This window comes from Bradyrhizobium sp. WU425 (assembly GCF_021052305.1).
In the GTDB taxonomy this organism is placed as follows: Bacteria; Pseudomonadota; Alphaproteobacteria; order Rhizobiales; family Xanthobacteraceae; genus Bradyrhizobium; species Bradyrhizobium canariense_D.
Window position 1 is genome coordinate 2,708,293 of sequence record NZ_CP088089.1, and the last position, 26,253, is coordinate 2,734,545.

At 63.0% G+C, this 26,253-nt stretch carries 26 protein-coding genes and 1 pseudogene; 10 read left to right on the forward strand and 17 right to left on the reverse strand.

The features are described from left to right. The first annotated feature begins 554 nt into the window (after positions 1-554). Positions 555-1,664: a hypothetical protein gene (locus BcanWU425_RS12875; RefSeq protein WP_204511921.1), complete on the forward strand. Its 1,110-nt coding sequence runs from the start codon at positions 555-557 to the stop codon at positions 1,662-1,664. A 132-nt stretch (positions 1,665-1,796) separates the two neighbouring features. On the opposite strand, the gene BcanWU425_RS12880 is transcribed toward BcanWU425_RS12875, so the two are convergent. The 6 genes from BcanWU425_RS12880 to BcanWU425_RS12905 are packed head-to-tail and all read right to left on the reverse strand — an operon-like array spanning position 1,797 to position 7,669. Next, the gene (locus BcanWU425_RS12880; protein WP_204511920.1) at positions 1,797-2,282 is read right to left on the reverse strand and encodes a nucleoside deaminase; all 486 of its coding nucleotides are present in this window, start codon (positions 2,280-2,282) and stop codon (positions 1,797-1,799) included. Positions 2,283-2,295: 13 nt separating this feature from the next. Further along, entirely contained in the window at positions 2,296-3,828 is a 1,533-nt protein-coding gene (locus tag BcanWU425_RS12885; RefSeq protein ID WP_204511919.1) for an ABC transporter ATP-binding protein, read from the reverse strand. Continuing rightward, a complete protein-coding gene (gene biuH / locus BcanWU425_RS12890; protein WP_204511918.1) occupies positions 3,825-4,508 on the reverse strand; it encodes a biuret amidohydrolase in 684 nt (227 codons plus the stop codon). Before biuH ends, BcanWU425_RS12885 begins: the two co-directional genes overlap by 4 nt. 11 nt (positions 4,509-4,519) lie before the next feature. Continuing rightward, positions 4,520-5,446 (reverse strand): ABC transporter permease, encoded by a 927-nt coding sequence (locus BcanWU425_RS12895; protein ID WP_204511917.1) that lies wholly within the window; start codon positions 5,444-5,446, stop codon positions 4,520-4,522. A gap of 1 nt (position 5,447) precedes the next feature. Beyond that, positions 5,448-6,560 carry an ABC transporter permease gene (locus tag BcanWU425_RS12900; RefSeq protein WP_204511916.1) on the reverse strand — a complete coding sequence of 371 codons (1,113 nt, stop codon included), beginning with the start codon at positions 6,558-6,560 and terminating at the stop codon, positions 5,448-5,450. Then, a complete protein-coding gene (locus BcanWU425_RS12905) occupies positions 6,557-7,669 on the reverse strand; it encodes a BMP family ABC transporter substrate-binding protein (RefSeq protein ID WP_204511915.1) in 1,113 nt (370 codons plus the stop codon). Before BcanWU425_RS12905 ends, BcanWU425_RS12900 begins: the two co-directional genes overlap by 4 nt. 404 nt (positions 7,670-8,073) lie before the next feature. Between BcanWU425_RS12905 and BcanWU425_RS12910 the strand changes: the two genes are divergently transcribed. After that, positions 8,074-9,357: an allantoate amidohydrolase gene (locus BcanWU425_RS12910; protein ID WP_204511914.1), complete on the forward strand. Its 1,284-nt coding sequence runs from the start codon at positions 8,074-8,076 to the stop codon at positions 9,355-9,357. 72 nt (positions 9,358-9,429) lie between these two features. After that, the gene (locus BcanWU425_RS12915) at positions 9,430-10,803 is read left to right on the forward strand and encodes a hypothetical protein (protein WP_204511913.1); all 1,374 of its coding nucleotides are present in this window, start codon (positions 9,430-9,432) and stop codon (positions 10,801-10,803) included. 10 nt (positions 10,804-10,813) lie between these two features. Here the strand turns inward: BcanWU425_RS12915 and BcanWU425_RS12920 are convergent, their stop codons facing one another. Together BcanWU425_RS12920 and BcanWU425_RS12925 are read right to left on the reverse strand one after the other, a co-directional pair. After that, positions 10,814-12,133: a dicarboxylate/amino acid:cation symporter gene (locus BcanWU425_RS12920; protein ID WP_018456682.1), complete on the reverse strand. Its 1,320-nt coding sequence runs from the start codon at positions 12,131-12,133 to the stop codon at positions 10,814-10,816. A 213-nt stretch (positions 12,134-12,346) separates the two neighbouring features. Then, positions 12,347-12,568 (reverse strand): hypothetical protein, encoded by a 222-nt coding sequence (locus BcanWU425_RS12925; RefSeq protein WP_018456680.1) that lies wholly within the window; start codon positions 12,566-12,568, stop codon positions 12,347-12,349. Positions 12,569-12,919: 351 nt separating this feature from the next. Between BcanWU425_RS12925 and BcanWU425_RS12930 the strand changes: the two genes are divergently transcribed. Further along, positions 12,920-13,102, forward strand: coding sequence for a hypothetical protein (locus BcanWU425_RS12930; RefSeq protein ID WP_018456679.1), 183 nt, complete (start codon positions 12,920-12,922; stop codon positions 13,100-13,102). A gap of 19 nt (positions 13,103-13,121) precedes the next feature. On the opposite strand, the gene BcanWU425_RS12935 is transcribed toward BcanWU425_RS12930, so the two are convergent. From BcanWU425_RS12935 to BcanWU425_RS12945, 3 genes are all read right to left on the reverse strand, one after another. After that, positions 13,122-14,498, reverse strand: a complete 1,377-nt coding sequence (locus BcanWU425_RS12935) for a vWA domain-containing protein (protein WP_018456678.1) — start codon at positions 14,496-14,498, stop codon at positions 13,122-13,124. Positions 14,499-14,503: 5 nt separating this feature from the next. Continuing rightward, on the reverse strand, positions 14,504-15,451 hold the full coding sequence (locus BcanWU425_RS12940; RefSeq protein ID WP_007601482.1) for an AAA family ATPase: 948 nt from the start codon (positions 15,449-15,451) through the stop codon (positions 14,504-14,506). A 148-nt stretch (positions 15,452-15,599) separates the two neighbouring features. Beyond that, positions 15,600-15,800: a hypothetical protein gene (locus tag BcanWU425_RS12945; protein WP_007612817.1), complete on the reverse strand. Its 201-nt coding sequence runs from the start codon at positions 15,798-15,800 to the stop codon at positions 15,600-15,602. Between the two features lie 223 nt (positions 15,801-16,023). Between BcanWU425_RS12945 and BcanWU425_RS12950 the strand changes: the two genes are divergently transcribed. Further along, positions 16,024-16,998 carry a quinone oxidoreductase family protein gene (locus tag BcanWU425_RS12950; protein ID WP_204511912.1) on the forward strand — a complete coding sequence of 325 codons (975 nt, stop codon included), beginning with the start codon at positions 16,024-16,026 and terminating at the stop codon, positions 16,996-16,998. 143 nt (positions 16,999-17,141) lie between these two features. On the opposite strand, the gene BcanWU425_RS12955 is transcribed toward BcanWU425_RS12950, so the two are convergent. Both BcanWU425_RS12955 and BcanWU425_RS12960 read right to left on the reverse strand, forming a co-directional pair. Next, positions 17,142-17,417, reverse strand: coding sequence for a hypothetical protein (locus tag BcanWU425_RS12955; RefSeq protein ID WP_085395314.1), 276 nt, complete (start codon positions 17,415-17,417; stop codon positions 17,142-17,144). A gap of 95 nt (positions 17,418-17,512) precedes the next feature. Then, on the reverse strand, positions 17,513-18,121 hold the full coding sequence (locus tag BcanWU425_RS12960) for a S24 family peptidase (RefSeq protein ID WP_007612810.1): 609 nt from the start codon (positions 18,119-18,121) through the stop codon (positions 17,513-17,515). Between the two features lie 165 nt (positions 18,122-18,286). Here BcanWU425_RS12960 and BcanWU425_RS12965 point away from each other — a divergent pair, with 165 nt between their 5' ends. Further along, positions 18,287-18,814, forward strand: coding sequence for a GcrA family cell cycle regulator (locus BcanWU425_RS12965; protein WP_204511911.1), 528 nt, complete (start codon positions 18,287-18,289; stop codon positions 18,812-18,814). A gap of 45 nt (positions 18,815-18,859) precedes the next feature. Beyond that, positions 18,860-19,435 (forward strand): hypothetical protein, encoded by a 576-nt coding sequence (locus tag BcanWU425_RS12970; RefSeq protein ID WP_204511910.1) that lies wholly within the window; start codon positions 18,860-18,862, stop codon positions 19,433-19,435. A 46-nt stretch (positions 19,436-19,481) separates the two neighbouring features. On the opposite strand, the gene BcanWU425_RS12975 is transcribed toward BcanWU425_RS12970, so the two are convergent. Beyond that, entirely contained in the window at positions 19,482-19,838 is a 357-nt protein-coding gene (locus tag BcanWU425_RS12975) for a hypothetical protein (RefSeq protein ID WP_026233220.1), read from the reverse strand. A gap of 744 nt (positions 19,839-20,582) precedes the next feature. Here BcanWU425_RS12975 and BcanWU425_RS12980 point away from each other — a divergent pair. Together BcanWU425_RS12980 and BcanWU425_RS12985 are read left to right on the forward strand one after the other, a co-directional pair. Continuing rightward, on the forward strand, positions 20,583-20,768 hold the full coding sequence (locus BcanWU425_RS12980; protein ID WP_007612798.1) for a hypothetical protein: 186 nt from the start codon (positions 20,583-20,585) through the stop codon (positions 20,766-20,768). A 131-nt stretch (positions 20,769-20,899) separates the two neighbouring features. After that, positions 20,900-21,241, forward strand: a complete 342-nt coding sequence (locus BcanWU425_RS12985; RefSeq protein WP_007601491.1) for a phasin — start codon at positions 20,900-20,902, stop codon at positions 21,239-21,241. Positions 21,242-21,429: 188 nt separating this feature from the next. Here the strand turns inward: BcanWU425_RS12985 and BcanWU425_RS12990 are convergent. The 3 genes and pseudogenes from BcanWU425_RS12990 to BcanWU425_RS13000 form a co-directional block, all read right to left on the reverse strand. Then, positions 21,430-21,728 (reverse strand): annotated as a pseudogene (locus BcanWU425_RS12990) (cytochrome c). Between the two features lie 292 nt (positions 21,729-22,020). Continuing rightward, positions 22,021-22,851 carry an alpha/beta fold hydrolase gene (locus BcanWU425_RS12995; RefSeq protein WP_085384826.1) on the reverse strand — a complete coding sequence of 277 codons (831 nt, stop codon included), beginning with the start codon at positions 22,849-22,851 and terminating at the stop codon, positions 22,021-22,023. 153 nt (positions 22,852-23,004) lie between these two features. After that, a complete protein-coding gene (locus tag BcanWU425_RS13000) occupies positions 23,005-24,801 on the reverse strand; it encodes a ShlB/FhaC/HecB family hemolysin secretion/activation protein (RefSeq protein ID WP_085384825.1) in 1,797 nt (598 codons plus the stop codon). A gap of 130 nt (positions 24,802-24,931) precedes the next feature. Between BcanWU425_RS13000 and BcanWU425_RS13005 the strand changes: the two genes are divergently transcribed. Further along, on the forward strand, positions 24,932-26,251 hold the full coding sequence (locus BcanWU425_RS13005) for a FecR family protein (RefSeq protein ID WP_204511909.1): 1,320 nt from the start codon (positions 24,932-24,934) through the stop codon (positions 26,249-26,251). The last annotated feature ends 2 nt before the right edge of the window (positions 26,252-26,253 follow it).

Below are 26,253 nucleotides of genomic sequence, written 5' to 3' on the forward strand. Positions count from 1 at the left end.
GGGTGAAGTGCCTCAATACTGGGCTAGTTTGAACCGCCGCGTAAGGTGTGAAAAAGCGTCATCCCTTGCTCAACGCTTCGGCAGGCAGGAGGTGTCGGCGAGTCTCGGCTCTCGCCGGCGGCGATCGTCCTCAGACACCTTCCGAGCAGCCTTTGCAGTCCCGGCTTGCGTGTGACGCCTGTTGCAAATTTGTGACGGCTCAAGCCAAATCGGAACCCGCTATGCAGGCTTGGCGTGAAGTTAAGCAGAGACGCGCCAGCACGCGTATGCATTTGCGAACACCGCGACAGTAGCTTCCACCCATCTTGTTTGCCTTGTCCGGTCGACATGAAAAGGCGAACGAAATCAAATGGGGATATCCGGCAATGGGTCGCTCTCGGCCGACGGCGTGGCGGTGAGGTTGGCCTTCCAAATCGGCCGGTGAAACGCCGCGCCCTGTGCAAACAAGCGGCATGCCTTGAAACAAGTTGAGGCTTCTCACTCCGGGAGATCGGCGCAAGTGTCGCACCCAAGGGACGTTCATTTTTACGTGTCCAAACTTGGGGGTATTCAGGATGTCGTTTCGTTTCAAGGCAATTGCAGCAGGCGCGCTGTCACTTGCTACGGTTGCTACCGGTAGCCTGGCTCAGGCGGCGGATCTGCCGGTCAAGGCTGCCAAGAAGGCGGCCGACCTTCCGTTCTTCCTGGTGATCGACGACCGCGTCACCTACTCCTACATCTTCAATGCCTCGCAGCCCGGTGCGTTCACCAACACCAATGGCGTGATCAACGCCAAGACGACGAAGCAGGTCTACTCCTTCACCCACTTCGATGCCTGGACCTACGGCACCAACTTCTTCACCATCTCGATGTTCAAGTCGGACCACAATGATCCGGCCGGCCCGTGTACCGCCACAGGCGTGGTCGTTTCGCCGGCTGCGGGCTTCGCTGCGACGCCGACGAGCTGTGCCGGCGCGACAGAAATCTACGGTCTTTTCCGCTCGACCTTCGGCTGGAACGAGATCTTCAACACCAAGGCCTTCACGCAGGGCCCGCTGCACAATATCTCGTTCGAGATTGGCATGGATGCCAACACGGAGAACCGGTATTTCGGCGCCGCCAAGCGCGACGTTGTCGCCGGTCTGCAGTTCGCCTTCGATCTCCCCTATAAGGGCTACTTCAACGTCGCGCCGCTGGTGTATTGGGAGTTCGCCAACCACAACTCCTTCTCGCAGTGCGGCGCCGGTTGGTCCGCTCCGTGTATTGCTGACGGCAACACATCGTTCAAGCCGACCTGGGCGATCGAAACCAACTACTATATGGACCTCGGCTTCCTGCCGCAGAACATGCAGTATTTCTCGATCAGCGGCCGAGCGGCGTGGTACGGCAAGAAGGGCACCGACACTGAGCCGCTTCCCGCCAGCGTCGCCAACGGCGTCTATCCCACCAAGGTCGAGTTCAACTCCGAGCCGATCCGCCTGACCCTCGATGCCTCGAAGGCAGTGTGGGGTGAGAAGTACTCGCACTTCGTGGACGTCTGGGTCGCCTACCGGTATTGGCAGAACAAGTTCGGCCTCGATCACAACAACGCCGTGGCCTGCACCACCCTGGCCGGCGGCGCGAGGGTGAGCACAGGCTCCTGCACCGAGTCCTCGCTCTACTCCGGTGTCACTGTGAAATTCTAGCCACCTGACACGCTTCAGGTGAACGACGATGGCGCCGCGTCAAACCTCCGCGGCGTCATCTTCGTTTGTGGGCAGGAGGGTCGGGGATGAGCCGTAGGCGCAATCCGCTCTACGAAATTGAATTGGTGTTTGCTACTTCGTCCACACGCCGTCGTGCAGCGCTTCGGCCTCGTCTTCGAGCAGCGGCCCCGCAACCTCTGTCGGCCGCTGGCCGCTGGCAAAGACTTTGCGACAGGGCAAGTCGAGCGTCGGGTTCTCCGGATGATCGCCGGTGATGCCGCGCAGGCGGTGCTCGCTGAGGCCATAGACGACACGGCCGATGCCGGCCCAGTAGATCGCGCCGGCGCACATCGCGCAGGGCTCGGCGGAGGAATAGAGCGTGGCTCTCGCCAACACCTCGCGGCCAAGCGTGCGGCAGGCCTGCGTGGCGGCGAGGCGCTCGGCATGCGCGGTGCCGTCGTGATCCGGCATGTAGCCGTTCTCGGCCTCGATCAGGACCTTGCCCTCGGCATCGACCACGATGCAGCCGAAGGGATGGTTGCCGTGCGTGAGGGAACGGCGGGCGACCGCGAAGGAAAGGCGGAGGAAGTGCTCGTCACGCTCGGACCCGCCGCTCATCGCTCTTCCCTGGTCAATGCCCCGCCATGTGCCGGCCGACCACGGTGAGATCGGCTTCGCTGGTCCGTGCTTCATACACGAATTCGCCGTGGAACATCACCACCAGCCGATCGGAGAGTTCAAGGAGTTCGTCGAGGTCCTCGCTGACCAACAGCACCGCGGCGCCGCGGTTGCGCGCGGCCATGATCTCGGCATGGATTTGCGCTACCGCCGCGAAATCGAGCCCGAAGCAGGGATTGGCCGCGATCAGCACCTCGACGTCGCCGCCGAGCTCACGGGCCAGCACGGCGCGCTGGACATTGCCGCCCGACAGCGCCGAGATCGGCGTGTCGGGCGTGCGGGTCTTGATCTTGTACTGGGCGATCTTCTTCCGCGCGTCGACGCGGAAGGCACCGCGGTTGAGCCACCAGCCGAGGCTAGCGAAAGGCGCGCGGTCGAATTCGCGGAAGGCGATGTTGTCGGCGACGCTCATGCCGCCGACACAGGCGTTCTTCAGCGGCTCCTCCGGCAGGAGTGACATATTGTGCCGCCGCATCTCCTCGCGGCTGGCGTGATAGGGATCGCCGGCGACGCGGATCTCGCCACTCTCAGCGCCGCGCTGCCCGGCCAGCACCTCGACGAGCTGGCGCTGGCCGTTGCCGGAGACGCCGGCGATGCCGACGATCTCGCCGGCACGGACCGTAAGGGAGACGTCGTGCACGGCGATGGCGCCGGCGTCGTCGCGCGCGCGCATCTTCGCCAGCTCCAGCCTCGCCTTGCCGGCCTCACCGGTGCGCGGCGGCTGTAGCGTCAGCTCCTCGGCGCCGATCATGGTGCGCGCCATGGCGTCCGGCGTCAGTTCGGACACCTTGCCGGCGCCGGCGAGCTTGCCGCGGCGCAGGATCGTGACGTCGTCGGCGAAGGCCATGACCTCGCGGAACTTGTGCGTGATCATCAGGATGGTCAGCTCGCCCTTGACGACCATGTCGCGGAGCATGCCAAGCACCTCGTCGGCTTCCGCCGGGGTCAGCACCGAGGTCGGCTCGTCCAGGATCAGGAAGCGACGCTTCAGGTAGAGCTGCTTGAGGATCTCGCATTTCTGGCGCTCGCCCGCGGAGATGTCGGAGGCCTTTGCGCTGAGCGGTACCTTGAATGGCATGCGCGCGAGAAAGGCCTCGAGCTCCTTCATCTCTTTCGGCCAGTTCACGACAGCCGGCACGTCATCGCGCGCCAGCACCAGATTTTCGGCGACCGTCATCGCCGGCACCAGCGTGAAATGCTGGTAGACCATGCCGAGGCCGAGGGCGTGGGCGTCCTTCGGATTGCCGATCGCCTGCTCGCGCCCGCCGACGAGAATGTCACCCTCGGTGGCGTGGTAATAGCCCATAATGCATTTGACGAGCGTCGACTTGCCGGCGCCGTTCTCGCCGAGCAGCGCATGGAACGAACCCGGCCGCACTTTCAGCGCGACATTGTCCAGCGCCAGGAAATCACCGAAACGCATGCTCATGGCGATGGCATCGACGCCGAAGGCGCCCGATGGCGGCGACGTTTCGCCGACGATCACGAAATCGCTCCGATGAAGGCGTCGGCGGTCGAGACCGCGCCGAACACGCCGCCCTGCATCTTGATCATCTTCAGCGCGTGGTCGTGGTTGCTCTTGTCAGTGGCACCGCAGCAATCGTGCAGCAGCACGCATTCGAAGCCGCGGTCGTTGGCCTCACGCATGGTGGTGTGAACGCAAACGTCGGTGGTGATGCCAGTGAGCACGATGTTCTCGATGCCGCGGACGCGCAGGATCAGCTCCAGGTCGGTGGCGCAGAACGAGCCCTTGCCGGGCTTGTCGACGATGGGTTCGCCGGGCAGCGGCGCGAGCTCCGGGATGATGTCCCACCCAGGCTCGCCGCGCACCAGGATGCGGCCGCAGGGACCGGGATCGCCGATGCCGGCGCCGATCTGCCGGGAGCGCCAACGCTTGTTGGCAGGCAAATCCGAGAGATCGGGACGGTGGCCTTCGCGGGTATGGATGATGTGAAAGCCTCGGCTCCGCATTGCCGTGAGCAGTCTCTTGATCGGCTCGATCGGCGCCCGCGTCAGCGAGAGATCATAGCCCATCTTGTCGACATAGCCGCCGACGCCGCAGAAATCGGTCTGCATGTCGATGATGATGAGCGCGGTATTCTCCGGACGCAGGTCGCCGTTATAGGGCCAGGCATAGGGCTCGGACTTGATGGTGCGCTCGGGCATGATTTGGCTCTCTAGCGGGTGATCGACAATTCGGCCGGGGCTCCGGTCAGCGTGCGTTTCGGCGAGCAGGTGATGATCATGATCGCCAGCGTCAGGATGTAGGGTGCGGCGTTGAAAAGGTGGTAGCCGGAGGTGACGCCGACCGATTGCAGCGCCGGGCCCAGCGCTGCGGCGCCGCCAAAGGCGAGCGAGGCCCACAGACACAGCAAGGGGTCCCAGCGCGCGAAGATCACGAGCGCCACCGCCGTGATGCCCTGCCCCGAGGACAGGCCCTCGTTCCAGCTTCCGGGATAGAACAGCGACAGGAAGGAACCGCCGATGCCGGCAAGGAAGCCGCCGACCATGGTTGCGCGCAGGCGGATCAGCAGCACGGAGTGGCCCATCGCACGCGCGGCGTCCGAACTCTCGCCGGCGGTGCGGATCAGGAGGCCCCAGCGCGTGGTCCGGAAGGCCCAGTAGAGAGTTGGGGCGAGCGCGACACCAATCAGGAACAACACGTTGACCCGTAGTGCCGCGCGCACCTGTGGAATGTCGCTCCACCAGCCGAAATCGATCGCGGGCAGCCGTGGCGCGGTGGGCTCGATCAGCGGCTTGCCGAGATAGAAGGCAAGCCCGGTGCCGAACAGCATCAGCGCGATGCCAACCGCGACGTCGTTGACACGCGGCAGCGAGCAGATGCCGGCATGCAGCGCGCCCAGAAGCGCGCCGGTGATGCCAGCGGCGAGCACGCCGAGCCACGGCGATCCCGTAAGGTAGGAAATCCCGTAGGCGCTCATCGCGCCCATTACCAGCGTGCCTTCGAGGCCGAGATTGATGCGGCCGGAGCGCTCGGTGATGCATTCGCCCAGGCTCACGAACAGGAACGGGGTCGAGACTCGAATGGCGCCGCCGAGCACGGCGAGCGGGACGGTCCAGAGTCCGATCGAGCCGTCTGCCATCTCAGGACTTTCCCTTCAGAAACCCGATGCGGCCGTAGAGCGCATCGCTGGCCAGCACGAAGACGAAGATGATGCCTTGCAGCACCAGCACGGATGCATCCGGCAATCCGAGGCGGCGCTGCAACAGCCCGCCGCTGGCGCTGATACCACCGAGCAGGATCGCGACGGGGATAATGGCGAGCGGATTTTGCCGCGCCAGGAAGGCGACGAGAATCCCTGTGAAGCCGTAGCCTGCGGCGAGGTTCGCGTTGGTGCGCCCCTGCACCGCGGCGACCTCGACCATGCCTGCAAGGCCCGCGGCGCCGCCGGCGAGGAAGCAGACGATCAGGATCAGCTTGCTGACATTGAGACCGACGATCTTCGCAGCGCGGATGTTGCCGCCGGCAACACGCGCGGCGAAGCCAAACACAGTGTGATAGATCAGGATATAGGCGGCGAACGCGGCGATCAGGCCGAACACGAGACCCCAATGCACATCGGTGCCGGGGATCGATCCGATCATGTTGGCCGCGCCGATCTCGCGGGTCGACGGCTTGTTCAGGCTGCCGGGGTCGCGCATCGCGCCTTCGACGAGATGGTTGAGGACCGCGAGCGCGATATAGACGAGCAGCAGGCTCGAGATCGTTTCGTTGACGCCGCGATATTGCCGCAGCGCGCCCGAAAGCATGACCCAGAGGCCGCCGCCGATCACGCCGGCGACGACCATGGCGATCTGCACGATAAGCGGCGGCATGCCCTGAAGCACCAGTGCTGCGCTGGTTGCCGACAGCGCGCCGATCAGGAGTGCGCCTTCGCCGCCGATGATGACCATGCCGAGCTGCGCGGGCAGCGCCGTGCAGAGTGCGGTAAGGATCAGCGGCGCCGCGCGCGTCAACGTGTTCTGCCATGAGAACCAGGTGCCGAACGCGCCGTAGTACATGTAGAAATAGAGGTCGAGCGGGCTCTTGCCGAACATCGCGACCAAGATGCCGAAGACCCCGAGCGCGCCGGCCAGCGCCGCGCCCGGGATCAGGATATATTCGATCGTTCCGCCGTGACGCTGGAGGAATCCCGGATCGGCGGCCGGGGCAACGGTCCCGACCGCTTCAGCGAGATCTGCAGCTTCCGTCGTCACGAAGTCGCCCCGACCACGCCCTCCACGAGATAGTCCATCTTCTCGAGTTCGGGATCCTTCTGGCCGCGATCGGTGCCGGCCGCGATCACCGTCTTGCCCTTGTTGTCGACCAGCCCTCCCTTGAAGATGGCGTAGCCGTCACCGGACAAGAACTTGGCCTTGACGTCGTCGGCGTGCTTGCGCGCCTCGGCGGAGACCGCTTCGCCATAGGGCGAGGTCTTGACGATCTCCTCCTTGAGGCCGCCGCGATAGAAGTTCGGGATGCTCTCGCCGGCGGCGATCATCTTGACGAACTTGGGGTACAGCGCTTCCCAGTTCCACTCGGCGCCCGTGAGATACGCTTTTGGCGCGAGCGGCGACTGGTTGACGTGATAGCCGCACACCATGGCGCCCCGACGCGCGGCGTTCTCGACCATGGTCTTGGGACCATCGACATGGCAGGTGAGGACGTCGACGCCCTGATCGATCAGGCTGTTGGTGGCCTCGGCTTCCTTGACCGGCATCGACCAGTCACCAGTGAAGATCACTTGCGTGGTGGCCTTGGGATTGGCAAGCCTCGCGCCGAGCGCGAATGCGTTGATGTTGCGCAGCACCTGCGGGATCGGCTTGGCCGCTACGAAGCCGAGCTTGCCGCTCTTGGAGCTGTAGCCGGCAACGATGCCCGAGATGTATTGGGCTTCATCGATGTAGCCGAAATAGCTGCCGGCGTTTTTCGGGTCCTTGTCGCTCCACAGGCCGCCGCAGTGCTCGAAGCGCAGCTTCGGGAATTTGTTGGCCATCTTGACCATGTGAGGATTGTAGTAGCCGAACGAGGTCGGGAAGAGCAGGGTGGCGCCGTCGAGATTGATCATGGACTCGATCGTCTTCTCGACCGCGTCGGTCTCCGGCACCTTCTCTTCTTCCACGACTTTGAGGCCGGGAATCTTCTTCAGCGCCGCCGCGCCCTGCGCATGCGCCTGGTTGTAGCCATAGTCGTCCCGCGAGCCGACGTAGATGAATCCGATGGTGGTCTCGGCCGCGAAGGCCGGACGAATGCCCGTCGCCGCACCGAGGGTGACGGCCGCGCCGCCCTGCAACAAATGACGTCGTGAGATCCTGCCAAATTCCATTGCTTGCTCCCCTTGGCGGATGCACCGCCTCATCTCGCGCTGCGCCGGTCTGGCGGAGCCCGGGATAGATTGTCGCAAGCTTCGTGCCAGAGGCTACCGAGGGAGGATTTTCACTTAAGTTATTGAGAGTAATTTGCTATTTTCGGTGATCCGAGCTTGATCAGGAAAGTAGCAGATGAAAATATAGGCAGTATTTTATAATTGTATGCAATGGAGTTAAGCAGTCTTAACCGGCTTGGACATGTGCATGACGAGGGTCGGGTGGTCTGCCGGCAACCGCATTCATGCTAACCACGCGCTGATCGGAACGATGTCGACAGCGTGATTTCGCTGGCACCGAACTTGAATCGATTGCCGCCAGGACCGCCGTCGCCGCGGTCCCAAGAGATGGAAAGCCCGCCGAGATGGCTGCTGGTACCGCCGTTCATAATGGTTCGCTCGGCGAAGAGATCGTGCGAAGAATCAACGAGCTCGCGGCGATCTCGGAAGAAGGCGACAAGCTCACCCGCATCTATCTGACCGGCGAGCTGCGCAAGGCCGCGGACCTCATCCTGAGCTGGATGCGCGACGCCGGCATGAGCGCGCGTCTCGACGCGATCGGCAATGTCTGCGGGCGCTACGAAGGGGAGCGGCCGGGTGCGCCCTGCCTGATGCTCGGCTCGCACTACGACACCGTGCGCGATGCCGGCAAATGGGACGGGCCGTTGGGCGTGATCACGGCGATCGCCTGCGTCGCCGATCTCAACCGCCGCGGCAAGCGCCTGCCGTTCGCGATCGAAATCGTCGGTTTTGCGGATGAGGAAGGGGTGCGCTTTGCCTCGACCCTGCTCGGCAGCCGCGCCGTGGCCGGCACTTTTGACGAAAGCGTCCTCAACACACGCGACAGCGATGGCGTCGCGATGCGCGATGCGCTGGTGCAGTTCGGGCTCGACCCCGATCATATCGGCGCGGCCGCGCGGGCCCGGCGCGAGCTGCTTGCATATCTCGAGCTGCACATCGAGCAGGGGCCGGTGCTGGAAACGCAAAACCTCCCCGTCGGAGTTGTCACTGCGATCGCGGGCGCGACACGGCTTGCCGCGCGGCTGACCGGCATGGCGGGGCACGCAGGCACGGTGCCGATGGCGCTCCGGCGCGATGCGTTGGCGGGCGCGGCCGAATGCATCGGTGCGATCGAGCAGTTTTGCCGCACCGACGAGGGCGGGCTGGTCGGCACCGTCGGCTACATCCAGGCGAGGCCCGGCGCGACCAACGTCATCCCGGGCGAGGTGTCGTTCACCATCGATATGCGGGCGCCGACCGACATGCACCGCAAGCGCGCGGTCGCCGATGTCGTGAGGCAGATCGAGGCCATCGCAAAGCGCCGCCAATTGACACTTCAGCTCGACGTCACCCACGAGAACCGCACCGCGCCCTGCGCGCCCTGGCTCAAGGAGCAGATCGCGCAGGCGATCAAAGCGGAAGGTTTTTCCGTGTTCGAGCTGCCGAGCGGGGCGGGGCATGACGGCATGGCCATGATCGACATTGCCGACGTCGGCATGATCTTCGTTCGCTGCCGCGGCGGAATCAGCCATCACCCCGACGAGCATGTCGAGCTCGCCGATGCCGACGCCGGCGCGCGAGTGTTGCTGGGGCTGATCGAGAATTTCGGCCGCGGCAAGGGTAAATCGGCTCCTCACGTCACCGGCTAGAGATAAGAATCAGACAGGTCTAGCGTCGTAACGGCGTCCCGCCGGACCACGAGACAACATTCGACGGCGCGTATGAACAGCGGCATCTCTTTTCCATCCCATGGCGAAAACCGATTTTACCAGGGTATGGCGGCGACCTTCGTTGCCAACGCGCTTCAGGCGGTGAACTTTCTCGGTGATCGATTCCTGAGGAAGTCGCATCATCCGTTCACGGCCATCGGGGACCTCTACCGGTACTCGATGGACAGTGCCTTTGCGGTATCTGAGACCTTTCTCGTTACGGGCGCGCCGCACGCTTCTGCGTACTATCCGCGCGACTTTGCCTGGTTCTATCCCGACATCCTCGACCCCGACACCATCATGGATTCGCAGGATGCGGTTCGCCGGGCTCGTCTGCTCGAAAAGAGCGTCCGCCTGCTGCTGGAAGCGGTTCGCGCCAACGTCGTCACGACGACCATCGTCCCGGCTGGGCGCGCCCGGTATCTCGGCGTGAACTATTTCTCGCGCCCTTCGGATACGCTGCTCGGCATTCTGGCCGGCCTGCGGCAGATGATCTCTGCCGAGGAGAGAGCGTCATCCTATCTGGCGATGTCGCAATGCGTGCATGCCGGTCGCCTGCTGCTGGCCGAATATTGCGGTGATCTGAAGCGCGCGATCCTCCAGCTCGCAAGCGAGCTCGAGCCGTTCAACGATGATGGCTCTACGTATTTGCTGTGCGATGCCAGTGCTCCGCGCTCTGCGGCAACCGACACGCGCGCCGAGCGCAGGCGTTTCGTCACCAATGCCTGCGTCTACACGACCTTCGTGTGGGGCGTGCGGCTCGGGATCATCGACGAGAACGAGCTGAAGCGGCGGCTCGGACGCGACCTGGCGCAGTACAAGAGGGACCTGCTCCGCCTGTTCGGCAAGGGTGGCTATATCAGGCATTCCCTGGATGGCCCCCCAGGCTCGCCGGTGTCCTCGGTCGCTCTGGATTTCGTCAGTGTGCATCGCGGCTTCTGGGATATGAGCGAGCCGGCCGAGCGCGCGCTGTTCGCGGCCACGGCGGATCTGATCATTGCGGAGCCGCGCTTTCGCATCCCCGGCACATTCCACTTCCTGGTGTCCGCGGATAATCCGCGGAACAAGATGATCCACAAGATCGCGGCTCCCGCGTACCAGGGACGTTCCTCCTGGCCGACTTTCAACGTCGAGTTCGCGGATCGCATGCTGGACTATGACGAATTCTCGTGCAGCGATACCTACCGTTCCTGCGCCCAGGGAATTCTGAAGGACATTCGCACCGCAACCGAAGTCCACGGCGGCTATCAGGAACTGATCTCGGAGCGGGGCCTGAAGTATCGCACCTGGGCCTACAAGGGTGCCGTGGCCCACTCCTGGTTTCCGCGTTTCCTCTCTGTCTGGAGGAGGGCGCATGGAACGCCGCTCCTCCATTGGAATGACTGAACGGCGGTCGTTACCCAGCCGTCACGTCCACAAGCTCGCCACCGTCGAGGACCTTGGCCGCCTTGGCGCGGTCGAGGTCGCCTTCCCAGGCGGCCACCACCACGGTCGCAACGCAATTTCCGGTGAGGTTGCCGACCGCGCGAGCCATGCCGATGAACCAGTCGACCGACAAGACCAGCACGAGGCCGATCGCAGGGATGCTGGGCACCGCGTTCAGCGTCGCCGCCAGAATCACGATCGCGGAGCCCGGCACGCCATGCGCGCCCTTGGAGGTGATCAGGGAGACGCCGAGCACCAGTAGGAGGTCGCCGAAGGACAGCGGCGTGTTGGTCGCCTGCGCGATGAAGACGACCGCAAGCGTCAGGTAGATCGAGAACGCGTCGAGGTTGAAGGAATATCCGGTCGGAATCACGAGGCCGACGACGGAATCCTTCACGCCCATCCGCTCCAGCTTCTTCATGATCTGCGGCAGCACTGCGTCGGACGAGGCGGTCGCGAGCACGATCGTCAACTCCTCGCGCAGGTAGGCGAGGAATTTGAGGATGTTGATGCCGGCAAGCGCCATGACGCCGCCGAGCACGCCCAGCACGAAGATGCCGACCGAGACGTAGAACAGCGCAACCAGTGAGACGAGCTGCTTGAGCGAGCCGACGCCGTATTTGCCGACGGTGTAGGCGACTGCGCCGAGCACGCCAAGTGGAGCAACGCGGACGATAAGCCCCATGACGCGGAACAGCACGGTCGAGGCGGCATCGATCATCGACGTCACGAGCTTGCCCTTCTCGCCGCCGACCAGTGCGAGGCCTACGCCGAACAGCACGGCGAAAAACAGCACCTGGAGCACGTCGTTGCGCGACAACGCGTCGAACGAGGTGCTCGGGATCACGTTGAGGAGGAAGGAGCCGATGCCGCCGCCCTGAAGCTTGTGGGCGTTGTCGGCATAGGTATTGAGCGCCTTGGCGTCCAGCGTCGAGGGGTCGATGTTCATGCCATGACCGGGGCCGAAAGTGTAGGCCAAGATGAGACCTACCACGAGCGCGACTGTGGTCATCACCTCGAAATAGACCAGCGCTTTGACGCCGACCCGTCCGACCTTCTTGAGGTCGCCCGCGCCGGCAATGCCGTGCACGACGACGCAGAACACGATCGGCGCCACGATCATCGAAATCAGCTTCAGGAAGGCGTCGCTCAGAATCTTGAGCGAGATGGCAAAATCCGGCGCGGCCACCCCGAGAATGATGCCGAGGATCAGCGCGGCCAGGACCTGGACGAACAGCGACGTGTAGAGCGGCTTTGGCTCGGCGGCCGGGGCCGCGGCAATGGTCGACATGGTGACTCCCCCGTTTTGACGACGTCTCGATCGTCGAAAGGAGCAACTAGCGTGCCAGATTGTCGCGGTTTTCGCTGAGGAGGAGGTCTATTCGGTCTTTTTGCGGTGCGACCGGCATCCGCATCGGCGCCGGGAAACCGTTCCAGGTGCCGTCGGTCACGTGGACAGACGATTTTGCGGTCCACAGTCACGTTCTGCGCGCGGGTGGCCGCGTCACGCCGCGAGATCCAGCAGCCGACACGATCCGCGTACCAGCACCTTGCGTCCATTCGGCGTCATGACCGGCACGCCGTCGCAGACGACGACAAGACCGAACTTGACGAGGCTCTCGATGAGATAGGCCTTGGAAAGGCGACCGTTCGACACCGGGTCGCGAAGCGCCTTCAGAACCTCCCATTGGTCTGGCGAAAGATCGAAGTCGATGTCGTTGCTCATGTTGCCTCAAGCCGTGGTGCCGTTCCTGCGCCTCTGTTAGAGGCGCTGCATGAAGACCGTGCGACGACAATGAGTCGGGAATTCGGTGAGGCGTTTAGAACTTCTCTTCACAAATTGCTGCACGCCATTGCGCCACAAGAGTTAAGACCGCTCGGTCACGAGGACCGTCCGAGCCTCGATCACATATTGATGATGTAGGTTTGATGTTGGTCCGCGAACTACCGCACTGCACGGGAAGCGCTGCTGTCCCATTCTGCGTCGCAATATGCACAGAAATCATGAGAACGAAGGGTTCGGGATTCTGTTACGCTGATTCGCGGGGAATGGCTTCACACGGCAGGAGTGGAGTGCATGAACAGGCTGGTCGAAATTCGCAGTCAGGAATCCCTGTGCCGGGAGCGTGCCGCGCTTGATTTGCAGCGCCGGCTTTTCTGGCTTGCGCAAGCTCAGGAATGGGAGCAGCGCGCGCTTGACGAGATCGCCTATCATTTCCGGGAGTGCAATGTGGCTCAGACGGAGCTGGGGCGAAACTGACGTCGGCTGTGGATAAGGCCTACTGATAAGTCGCCACAATATCGGATACCGCGCGCTCGAGCTGCTGCGCGGTGGCGCACTGGCGCACCACGCTGCAGAAGGTCGCATAGCGCGGCATCTCGGAATCGCCAAAGCCCCAGGCGAGACGTCCTTCGGGATTGAGCCACACCAGTCGCTTCGAGCGCTCAGAGATGCGGCGCAGGATGTCGGCGCGCGGATCGAGATTGTTGCTGCGGGCATCGCCCAGCACGATCACCGTGGTCTGCGGCGTCAGCGTGCTCATAAACTCCTTCTCGAAATCGACCAGCGACGAGCCGTAGTCGGAGGAGCCGAAGCCGACCTTGGACATGATCTCGGCCATCGCTTCTTCCGGCGATTTCGATTCCAGGATGTCGCTGACTTCGATCAGATGCGAGGAGAAGGCAAAGGAATGGACGTCGTCGACCACCTCGTGCAGCGAGTGGATCAGGAGCAGGAAGAAATCCGAGACCTGCGCCACCGAGCCCGAGACGTCGCAGAGCGCCACGATCTTCGGCCGATCGCGATGCTTGCGCTTCCAGGCCGTGAGAAAGGGGATGCCGCCCCAGGCGGCATTGCGGCGCAGCGTGCGGCGGACGTCGAGATGACCGCGCCGTTGGCGCTTGCGTGGTTTCGAATAGCGCTCGCGCAGGCGACGTGCGATCTGGCGGATGAGAGCGCGCATCTCCGCGACATGGCGGCGCTCGATGCGGGCAAGCGGCGCGTTGCGAAGAATCTCGTTGCGGAGGTTTTCAGCTTCCTCGCGGGCATAGAGCGCAAGCCCCTGCGCGACGGTGTCGCGGACGGCTTCGCGCAAGGCATCGAGCGCGGCGCGAAGCCGCTCGGCCAGTGCCGGATTGGTCGCGGTCAGCTCCTCGAGATCGTCGCGCAGCCGCTGGAGCCCCATGGCGTCAAGGATGCGGCTGGAGAAGATGCCGCGCTGGGTGGAGTAGCGGATGTCGGATAGGGAGGCCGCACCTGAGGCGCTGGCGATTGCGGCGGTGATCGCGTTGCGATCCTGCAACAGCAGCATCTGCGCGAGGGGCCCCAATTCTGCGGGAGGCGAACCGGCGCTCGCATCGCTGGCCGCGCCCGACGACGGAGATTGATCCGCGTCCTCCGAAACATAGTTGCTGTCGGCTTCAGGCTGTTCCTGTCGCGGCTCCGGCTGGCTGAAGAACAGATCGAAACAGTCTCCGAGCGCGAGCTTTTCGTCCTGCGACTTGGCGAGCGTCAGAAGGAGCGCATCGCGCAGGATGGTCCGGTCGGAGACGCCGACCTGCGCGACCGCACGCATCGCATCGATGCTTTCGGCCGGCGAGACATGGACCCCGGCGCCCCGTGCGGCACGGAAGAAACGATGGATATTCTCGCGCATCGGGGTCAACCGAAGACGTTGGATCGTGCTGCCTTGGCAATGAAGGTCGTAATCTGAGGCTGAGCCGCCTCGATGTCGGCCTCGTATTTCAGGAGCACGTTGAGCGTGTCCTTGACGATCTCGGTGTCGAGCTCCGAGGCCTGCAAGAGCACCAGCACGCGTGCCCAGTCGATGGTCTCGCTGACCGAAGGCAGCTTCTTCAGGTCGAGCGAGCGGATTTCGTGGATGAAGCCGACCATCTGCCGCCGCAGCGTCTGCGAAATGTTGGGGACGCGGCTCTCGACGATGCGCTCCTCGAGCCGCTGCTCGGGGAAGCCGATGTGCAGATGCAGGCAGCGCCGCTTCAGGGCGTCGCCGAGATCGCGCTCGCTGTTGGAGGTGAGGATCACCGTTGGCGGCGTGATCGCGGAGACGGTGCCGAGTTCGGGGATCGTGACCTGGAAATCGGAGAGAATTTCCAGCAGCAGCGATTCGAATTCCGCATCCGACTTGTCGATTTCGTCGATCAGGAGCACGCAGCCGCCCGGCTGCTCCAGCGCTTGCAGCAGCGGCCGCGGCTCGACGAACTCCTTGGAGAAGAACACGTCACCGAAATCGTGGAGTTGATTAAGTGCAGCGTGCAAAGTCTGCGCGCCGCCAAGGACTTCTCCGAGCTTGTCCTTGAGGATCTGCGTGTAGAGAAGCTGCTTGGCGTATTTCCATTCATAGAGCGCCTTGGCCTCGTCGAGGCCTTCGTAGCACTGAAGGCGGATCATCTTCAGGCCGCGCCAGGCCGCGATCGCCTTGGCAAGCTCGGTCTTGCCGACGCCCGCGGGTCCTTCGACCAGGATCGGCTTCTCGATCTGTTGCGACAAATAGACGGCGGTCGCGATCTGCCGGCTCGCGATGTAGCCTTGAGCGGCGAGACCGCTCTCCACTGCCTCGATCGCTGTCGAGGGCTTCTGTTCAGCCACGAAAAGGCGCTCCCAAAGGTCTTGATTGAGGCTTGTTCTGCCTGCGTTCACGGCAAAGAACAAGCCTCGTTTGGGAGAGGCCAGACCCGCGCGAATGGGCGTTTTTTCCGCTCAACGCAAATAGTCGGGCGGCCAACCGGCCGCGGGATCAGTGCCGCAGCAACTCCGGCTTGCGGATCGTCTGTCTGACCTCGGCGCCGCAATCGGCGCATTCATAGACGAAGTCGATCTTGGCAAGACTCCAATGCGGTTCGACCTCGCGCACATACATTGGAAGGAACCCCATGCAAGCAGGGCAAATCACAGGCGCGATCTCGATATCCTGATGATGCTGTACATAAGCTGGCATCTCGGCTCTCCTTCGCAGACGACCTCCAAACCCGCGCGAAGGCTACTGCCGGCCGGCGAAAGGCCGACATCAACTCTTTCGAACAGAGGCGGAACGGCGGAGGTTTGTCGTTCGCTGTGACATTCTTGTTACGTCTCTGTACTGTGACGGGTGGAGCAAATACCTATTTCAAAGCCCGATCCGATATTCGGACTTCGACCTCAACGATAAGGGAGCAACGCCCATGACGCATGCCATTCGCTTTCATAAGACTGGTGGTCCGGAAGTGCTGGTCTGGGAAGAAGTCAGTGTCGGCAAGCCCGGACCAGGCGAGGCACGAATCCGCCATACCGCCGTCGGTCTCAACTTCGTCGACATCTACAATCGTTCGGGCCTTTACCCGGTGCAACTGCCGAGTGGGCTTGGTAGCGAGGCTGCTGGCGTCGTCGAGGAGGTCGGGCCTGGCGTCACCGATCTGAAGCCCGGCGATCGCGTCGCCTACGGCGCCTCGCCGCTCGGGGCCTATTCCGAGGCGCGGCTGATCCCGGCCGACCGACTGCTGAAGCTGCCGGACGGTGTCGACGACAAGACCGCAGCGGCGATGATGCTGAAGGGGCTCACAACGCAATATCTGATCCGGCAGACCTATCGGGTGAAGGCCGGCGACACCATCCTGCTGCATGCGGCCGCCGGCGGCGTCGGCCTGATTCTCTCCCAGTGGGCCAAGCATCTCGGCGCAACCGTGATCGGCACCGTCAGCAACGACGAGAAGGCCAAGCTCGCCAAGGAGCATGGCTGCGACCATGTCATCATCTATAGCCGCGAGGATTTCGTGAAGCGCGTGGACGAGATCACCGGCGGCAAGAAGGTGCCGGTGGTCTATGACTCGGTCGGCAAGGATACGTTCTTGAAGTCGCTCGATTGCCTCGCGCCGCTCGGCGTCGCCGCGCTGTTCGGTGCGTCCTCCGGCGCCGTCGAGCCGCTCAATCTCGGTCTGCTGGCGCAGAAGGGCTCGCTCTACGTCACCCGGCCGACGCTGTTCACCTACGCCGCCAAGCGTGAAAGCCTGGTCGCGATGGCGGGCGAGCTGTTCGATGTCGTCAAGTCCGGCGCGGTCAAGATCGAGGTGCGCCAGACCTATCCACTGAAGGACGCCGCCAAGGCGCATGCCGATCTCGCCGCGCGCAAGACCACGGGATCGACCGTCCTCACGGTGTGATCTCCGACCGGGCTGTGGCGCAGGCTGGCAGAGCGTTTTGAGCGAACTGGATTCCGGTTCGCGTAGAGAAAACGCGTCAAAATAAGAAATCCAGAGCCCGTTCCGAGTCGATCGGACCGGAAAAGGTCGGCCCTGGGCCTGCGTTATGTCCGTTCGTGCTTACGCAGATCGCGGGCGTGATCGAGGCGGAGAGCCTGGAGGTCGACCTCTTCGGGCGGGATCCGGGGCAGGGCAGCCTCAGCGAGGATCGCCTCGGTCACGTCTTCGACCGAATTCTCCACGATTTCCTGGATGAACGAGATATTCCGATATTCCCCTGAGGCAACGCGGGAAATGACCTCGCGCCTGGTGATTTCAGGGTCGACCACTGCCTCGCGGCCGCGGCGCCCATAGTCGATCATCACGACGAAATACTGCATGAAACGATCCTGCCGTGCCCATGGTCGGGACGGCAGAGTATTTCCGAAAAACGGAATCAAGTCAAGGTGAATTTCGTAAAAACGGAAATTGCAGCCTACTTGCTCCTCTTGCGCGGGCGCGCCGACTTGGCGCGCAGCCGCTCCAGCTGCCCCTTGGGCATGGACAGGCAGATCTCGCCGACCCACTCTAGTTTCACGCCGACGATCTGCTTGGCATTGAAGCTGCTGAGATTGACGACGGAAGGGGATTTGCCTCGTTCGATGGTCTTCAGATAGCGCTCGCCGGTCTTGAGCCGGACCACGGCCTCCTCGCCGTAGAAGCTCGACAGGGGATGGCGCTGATCCTTGTAGACTACGATTACGTCGCCGCTCTCGTATTTGGGCAGCATCGAATCGCCCACGATCTCGAATGCGATGGTCTCCTCCATGATCGGAAAGGGCAGCGCGATGTCGCCAAGGCCTTCGGGGGGAACCTGCTCATAATCCGGCTCGATCACGGCACCGGCCCCCACGCGGCCCATGATCGGCGCGAGATTGAGCTCGAGATATTCCATGATCGGAATGATTTCCGAAGCCTTCACCAGGCGTTCGCCGCCGAGGATCTCCGAGACAGCGCCGGGGCGTACGCCCATGGCAGCCGCCAGGCCGCCCTTGCTCTTGCCCGTCTTTTCCAGGCCCCGTTCGATCATTGCAGCGTCCAACATGGTGATTCCCTCGATTGTCCATCGTCCGTCTCTTGTAATCCGAAATTCGGAATTGATGCAATTATGAATATCAGAATTATCGCTTGACTTCGACTTCGGAATACCGGAATGTAGGCTCCGCCTCGCGGTCGTGCGATCGGAGGAGGCGCATCACAGGACAGCAGCATGGAACCGGCTCATTGGCCGTCGGAGCACTCCGACGCGCTTCGCGACTATTTTCTCAAGGGGGTGTCTTATGCGGAGATCGGAAGACAGATTAACGCAAGGTTCGGAACGGCTTACACGCGCAACGCGGTGGTCGGCCGCGCCAAGCGGCTCGGGCTGATCGTGCAGGTGCGGATGACGAGCCCGTCGATCGTGCCGGTGCTGCCGTCTGGAGCCTGTCTTATCCTCCCGCACCGTCCCGCGTTACTGAACCTGCCGCCGAAATCTGCGATGAAGCCTGCCGCGCAGGTCAAATTGCGCTGCGTCGGCGTCCAGCCGCGCCTGGTCCCGTTGGTCGAACTCGCTGCCGAGGACTGTCGCTATCCCTATGGTGGCGACAAGGACGGGGAGGAGATTACCTTCTGCGGCCATCCAAGTGAGCCTGGCTCGAGCTATTGCACGCCGCATGCGCGCCTGACGCGCCGCGCCGGAGCTGGATCCGCCCGCGTCGCCGGCCCCGTCGTGCTGAGGCTGGTCTCTGCCGCGTGACCTCACGACCGTCCGTTCAATCGTCAATTCGCAAGGAGTATCCGAGTGGCACGTGTCCGACGCAACAGTTCCTTTAAATCGGCGAATGTCTACGACCGACGCTCACGTGAGATACCGTTCAATGCGGAGGTGGCGGAAGTCGAGGTGGACAATCCGCTGGCGCTCGACCCCGGCGAGAAGATTATGGCCGTGCGGTCGATCCGCAGCGATCCGCTCGGCCGGCTGCATGCGCACCGTCAGATCGACGAGGCGCAGTATCGCGGCGGGCGCGCCTTCCAGGACGATTGGGAGAAGGCCGAGCGAGGCCCTCAGGCAATGGACCCGACTCGCGAATATGTCGATGGCGCGCGCATGCGCGAGCCGGTCACCGAGAGCCAACGCCAGGCGGTGCTGCGGCTGAATCGGATCGAGCGCGAACTCGGCACAGACGGTGCGGCGCTAGTGCACGACGTGTTGGTGCTGGGCCTGACCATGGACGAGATCGGTCAGCGTCGCGCCGTCCGTACGCAGCGCTGGATCGACTATTTTGCCCGACGTTTCCGTGAATGCCTGGACCGGCTGGCAGTGATCTATGGCTTTGCGACGGAAACGGGGAGACAGCGTGCAGGGCAACGAAGATGACAACGGCGCGCCCGCGACCACGATCGCGGGCGCGCCGGTCTTGTGCTTAGGGATGCGGTAGGATCTGGTAGGTCGTGGCATAGGGCTCGACCCGCAGCGAGGCGTTGGCCAAAAGGCCGATTCTGGCGGTCGGCGCCTGCTGCAATTCGCCGTTCGGACCGCGATGCACGTTGTATTGCCAGACGGTGAGATCGCCCTTCTGTGCCAGAGCATGTGCAACGGCGCTCGCATCATTGCCGCCGAGGGCCTGAAGCTCCTCCGTCGACAATCCGACGACGATTTCGTCCTTGATGGTGACGATCTTGAACAGGTTCATCCTGGTCTCCTGCGCCCACGCGCTTTGTGTCGAGAAGGTGAGAAGCGCGACTGCGGCGCCCTTGATGAGATCGCAGCGAGAAAGCATGCCGTCGTCCTTTGGTGCTGGGGCGCCCGAATCGATCAATGCATCGGCCACGGCGCCCGTGATCTGCGTGACTGTTACGCCACCGGTTTGTCGTTTGCTCCTCGAAAACAGTTCACGGCCGGAAACAAATGGGGCCCGATGAATCCTGATGCGAAGAGGCGGGTCCAAGTCCAAGAGCTCGAGGGGACGGGTTTGGATGAAATCCAAACGTCATAGTTTGTCTCTTGGTCAGAAGGCCGCGCTGTGGCTGCCGATCCATAGCGCGAGATCGACGCCTATTTCGTCGACGATACAACCGCCGACGCCAGATTCAACAATTACGTGTATACGCTGAAGAAGCACTGGTTCGCGTCCGCCAACGTCCATTCACATCCGAAACAACACGAAACGCAGCGTCGATTGACGGCAATCGAGGCTGTATGCCTGATCGATGCCGCTTCTTGACGCAGGTGGGTGACGGCCGGCCCTATTCCTGTTATCCGGAATTGCCGTGGTGCGATGCAGACGAAGCATCGCTGCGCCAACCGTTAGGCTTGCCGGAGGGGTTGTTTCTTGACATAGTTGCAACCTATTCAGGTGTGCGCGCTGCACATGTAGCTCGGCGTGCGAACACACCGGGCTTCCCCCCGGCCGAAGGCGCGCCGTCGCCATAGCATCCGGTTATGGCATCCAGTTGTGTCGTTGGGTTCTTAGTTGGGACCTCGATGTTGGATCACGAAGTCCGATGCTTGTCATAGGTGCGAGATGAAGAACCTCAATTTCGCAGCTGAGCTGCACCTCAAGCTCGGCGCGCCTGCAAGCGGCACCGTCGAAAGCCTGCGCCTGCTCCGCGCCTTTCTGAAGCTCGCGCCCCGGCAGCGTTTCGAGGTCATCAAGCTCGTCGAAGACCTCGCCACCGAAGAAACCCTCCCCGAACACCCCCTGTCCTGAGCCGGCTTGCGCGCCGGCCTTATGTTTTCCTGCCACAGCAGGCCGCCGGGCGACGTCTTCCCCGGGGCTGGACGCTGGCAGGCGATCCGGCAAGTGTGGTATTCAGTTCTGAAAACGGGAGGAGTGCGACCATGATCGAACCGAAGCTCGAAGTTCCGGCCGAACTGCGCGACCTGGCCGAGAAGACGATTGACCAGGCGGAAAAGGCATTCGGCATGTTTTTCGAAGCCGCCACCAAATCGATGACGACCGTTCCGGGCGCGGGGGCGGACGTCTCGAAGCAGGCGCTCGCTTTCACCGAGCAGAACATGAAGTCGGCGTTCGAGCATGCCCGCAAGCTCGTCCATGCGACCGACCTTCAGGAGGCGATGCGAATCCAATCGGATTTCCTGCGCAGCCAGTTCACCAGTGCCGGAGACCACATGCGCCAGATGACCGGTAGTCTGATGCAACCGGGGAAGGGCAAGTCCTAATTCTCGGTGTGTTCACGGCGCGTCCACAGATTGGACTTGCACGGCGTGAATATCCGCACTGGTATCGGTCCATGATGGGCCGTCGAATGGACCTCATTCGCCGCCCATCATCCTTTCCGCTGATCCCTGTCGGTTCTCAGGCAGGGATTTGCATCTGTCGCAGGTGTCTTGACCAATCGGTCGCTCTGCTAACGCAGCGATGCGATGTAGGCCGCGATATCGCCGGCTTCGATCCGCCTCAAGGGGAAATTCGGCATCTTCGGGTGCGTCCCCTCTTTCGTGTCCGTTGCGCGCAGGCCTGACTTCAGTTCGGAACGACTCGGTCGGCGCTCGCCTGAGTTTTGCCGTTCGCCACGACATGGCAGCTGGCGCACCAGCGCCTCGCAAGGTCGGCGCCGTGATCTGCATCGGCGGCGAGAGCGGACGACGTGCCCACGCTCAAGGCCACGGCAACCAGCAGGCAAATTCGTCTCAAATGCCGGTGCATGGGGCAATCCTGTGTGTTGTTGGCTAGCGACGCCATCCTCATCCGCAACACGAACCCGGAAACTGCGAGAGGTCGATGCGGGCGATGATCGACCGCAGCAGCTTGCGAGCCGAACGATAGAGGTGCCGGGCGAATCTCAGCGTCCTTGCCGCGGGCAGGCCAAAGCTTGTCGTATCGTGTCTTTTCGTATCAAGGCTATCGATGGAGTGCGACACGTGCCTCTCCGAGATGACGAGGCTCTTTCTATCGGGGTCGGCTCGCGGCAGCCTTGATCTGCCGCAAAGGGGCCGGATTAATAGTCGCCGGGGTTCATGATCATCGGGCTTCGTGTATCGGCCGGGGCGAGCGCGCTGCTGGCGCTGTCGCGCAGGAAGCGGTCGAGCGTCGCCTGGATCTTCTCCTTGACCGCATCGGGACCGCGATCGCTCATCTCGGTATGCTGTGCGCCAGTGTGGATAATGTCGATGCCGCGCGCCTTGGCCTCTTCTGGCGTCGGCAGCACGCCGGGATCAGTTACGAAATGCGGATCCTTCGAGCGGAACGACAGGATCTTCATGTTGTCGCTAAGCACGAAAGGTACCCGCAGATTGTCGAGCGTGATCACTTTCGACACCAGCTCCGGGTGCTGATGGGCGACGTACATCGAAACGTCGCCACCGTTGGAATGGCCGACGAGCGTGATGTGGTCGTAGTCGGCGTTCTCCTGCCGCCGCTTCAACTCGCCCAAGGTGAAGAGGATGTTGGCCTCGCAGCGGATATAGACCTCGCGCCGGCCGACATATTGCTGACCGGCCTTGGTCATCAGCGGCGGATCGCTCGGCAGATCCTGCTGGATGCTGGCGACGAGATAACCGCGTGCGGCGAGCACGTTGGCTAGGAAGGAATATTCAGTGGCCTTGACGGTATTGCCGTTGCTGATGATGGCGAGCGGGAGCTTCCAGAGGCCGAGATTGGCCTTGGTCTCGTAATCGCGCCGTACAGCGATTTCGACCGCAATCGGCCGCTGGCGGGCGGCGTCGAACAGGGTCAACACCTCATGGCGGATCGCGAACCGGCTGACGACGAAATACTGGCCGACGCCGAGGACGCAGAGAAACGCCAGAACTGCAAACACCCTTTTCATGGTTCCGTCTCAAATCACTTTTGACTGAACATGGCCATTGGGAACTCCCGGATCGAGCGATCGTGAGCAGGTTACGGGATTAAATTTAGGCAAGGCTGTGAGCCTGAGCCCAGGGGCCGCATGTCGCGGGCTACAGCGCGAAGGACAAGGGGTTTACAGACAACCGCCCTTGCCGCGTTCGGAGCAGAGCTGCAACGCGCTTGACAGAGTAAACAGGAAGCGCGGGCTGCGGCGCTCGTTGTCGGGCGCCCGGTAGCTCAGGGGGACGGCCACGCCGAGATCGGCCTGGAAATCGTCTGGCAGAAAGAACCGCACGCCAGCTCCGGCCGAGGTCAGCGACAGGCCCTCGCTCAGGCGGTAACCGTGGTTCCAGACTGCGCCGGCGTCACCGAAGGCGTAGAGCTGATAGCCGGTCCAGTAGCGGAAATTGAGCTTCTGGTCGAAGCGCAGTTCGAGCGAGCCGGCGAGACCATTGTCGCCGCTGATCTCGGCTGCGCCATAGCCGCGCCCGAAGGCAGCGCCGCCGAGATAGAATTGCTGCGAGGTGAACAGCGGCCGTGACGCCGTCTGGCTCGCAGCGGAGAGCTTGAGCGACCAGACGTCGTTGAGCGTCTGGTAGCGCGTGAACCAGAGGTTCAGCACGGAGAAGTTCGATGACGCGCCATCGCGCGACAACAGGTCGTCGTCGAAATGCGAGGCACCGAAGATGTCGAGGCCCTGGCGGTAGATCAGCGTCGCGAAATTGGTGCCGCCGAAATGATCCTGGAGCCGGTAGTCGGCGGTCAGGCTCGCGGTCCTGATGTGGTCGTTGTACCAGGGGCCGTAAAGGTCATGCTCGGACACGTTGCTGAAGGTCGTCGCCGCGGTCAGGGTCAGCGAGGACAATTGCGACTGCAATGGGACGATGCTGGCACGCAGCTCGAACGCCTCGGTCGTGGTGATGTCGCTGTCGAGGCGGCGCGCATCGCCCGGCCTGACCGCGCTGTATAAGACAGACCCGCCGAGACGCACGCCGTCGACACCGATCGGTGCATCGTAGGACAGCCGTGCGAAGCCAAGCTGGCGGGGGTCGTTGGCGATGGTCGACAGGTTGACCGCCAGCGTGTCGCCGGCCGTGAGATAGGAGTTGAACGCGCCGGTCGCATAGGTCTGCCACGGACCGACTGATGATGAGCCGAGATTGTCCAGACCGAACGACGAGAAGACGTGCCAGGTCTTCAAATAGACGATGAGGCGGAAGCGGCCGGTTGCACCGCCGATCTCCTCCAGTGCGGTATCGGTGATCCGGACGCCAGGTCTGCCGTTGACGAGAAAGAGCTGACGTTCCAGCGTTGCCAGGCGCGACGGTTGCTCAGCCAGAACCGGCCCAAGCATCGGTCTCACGCCGAACTGCTCGGCGCCATCGCCTTTCAGCTCGGCCTGCACGATGGCGCCTTCGATCACCTGGATCCGGAGCAGGCCGTCGGCAATGTCCTGCGGCGGCACGATCGCACGGCTCAAGTGAAAACCATCGGCACGGTAGAGATCGCTGATCGCGCCGGCGATCGCGGCGAGATCCGCCTGCGAAACCTTCTTGCCGACATAGGGCTGGTAGACCGCGGCGATGCGATCGGGAGAAACGGCGCGGGCTCCGCTGACGTTGACGCCGCGCAGCACGAATTGAGGCTTGGTATCGCCGCCGGTGCTGGGCTGGTCGATTGTTGGGAGCCTGACCGGCGGACGGCTCAGGGATTCCCGCTCGGTTTGGTTCTCAAAATATTTCTGAGGTTGGCGCGGATCGAAACCCGGCTGGTTCGCCTGCTGCGCGAAAGCCTGAGGGACTCCCGCGAAGAACGGCGCCAACAGCACCGCTGCGGTAACGAGATGCCGCTTCGCAACGCGCGCGACGCGCCTGTCCCCGTAGTTCGACGGAGATGTGCCCCTGATGCTAAAAGGGTTCGTTAGCCACATGATTTTTCATAGTTTTTTATGGTCAACGAATGGTTAACGCGACCGCTCCGCTGGCCGCTTCCCGCTAATCCTATGTTGAGTGATTTCGGATACCCCTCAAGGCCGGCTGTAACGCGGACTGAGGATCGTCATGCTGAACAAGGTTGGAATGCGGTGCGCCTTGGCGGCCGCGCTGATGCTGGGAACGGCTTCCGCCGCATCCGCTGCGGATGATGGCGTCTGGTCGGTTGGCAAGGCCACCGGCGAGGTGTGGGTCGCCACCAGCGGCGCTCAGCAAGTGTCCTTGAGTCAGCAGGAGGCGCTCAAGCCCGGCGACACCATTCGTACCGGACGTAATGGCCGCGTCCTGCTCGTCCGCGGCGAGGAGACCATCCTGATCTCTCCCAACTCGGTGGTCGGCTTGCCGACGGAGAAAAAGGACGGTCTCTCGACCACCATCATCCAGCAGGCGGGCTCGATCCTGCTCGAGGTCGAGAAGCGCAACGTCAAGCACTTCGAGGTCGAGACGCCCTATCTCGCCGCCGTGGTCAAGGGCACCCAGTTCAGCGTCACCGTGAATGCGGGCAGCACCAAGGTGGGCGTGCTTCGCGGCCAAGTCGAGGTCTCCGACTTCAAGACGGGGCAGATCGCCCAGGTCCTGCCGGGGCAGGCCGCCACCGTCTTCGAGCATGGCAAGCCCGGCCTCTCTCTGAGCGGCTCCGGCACCTTCAATCCGATCGAGCACGGCAAGCCGCGCGCCTCGAGCATCGAGCGCGTCCCGGTGCCGAAATCAGGTCTGTCGGCCCCGCGCAACGCCGCGAACGGCCATGCGATCCACGCGCTCGGTCCGATCGACAAGGGCGCCAAGGCGGCCGGCGCGCTCAAGCCATCGCAACCGGCGGCCGGAGCTCACGCGTCCAAGGGCGGTGCTGCAAAGCCCGGCGTCGTGCGCATCTCGAGTTCGCTGGGCGAGGTCAAGCTCAACGTCCACAAGGTCACGCACGGGCTCGCCCACGGCGGCGGTGCCCCCGGACAGGTGCGCAACGCGCACGCCAGCACCGAGACGGTCTGGAGCGACTCGAAAGCGAGCACGACGGCATCCAACAGCACCGGCCAGACTGCGGTCACCACGAGCAGCGGCGTGACGGCTGGCAGCACCAGCTCCTCGGCCGCCGGCACGACAATAGCCGCGACGACGGCCGGTGCGTCTAGCGACGGCTCTGGCGGCGGCAGTGGAAATTCCAGTGGCAAGTCCAACCCCGGCAAGGGCAACTCCGGTAACGGCAATTCCGGCAATGGGAATTCCGGCGACGGTAACGGCAACAACGGCGCCACCGGTAACGGTAGGGGCAACAACGGTAACGGCAACGGCAATGGCGGCGGCAACGGCAGCAATGGTAACGGCAACGGCAACGGCGGCGGCAACGGCAGCAATGGCCACGGCAATGCCTTTGGCCACAACAAGCACTGAGG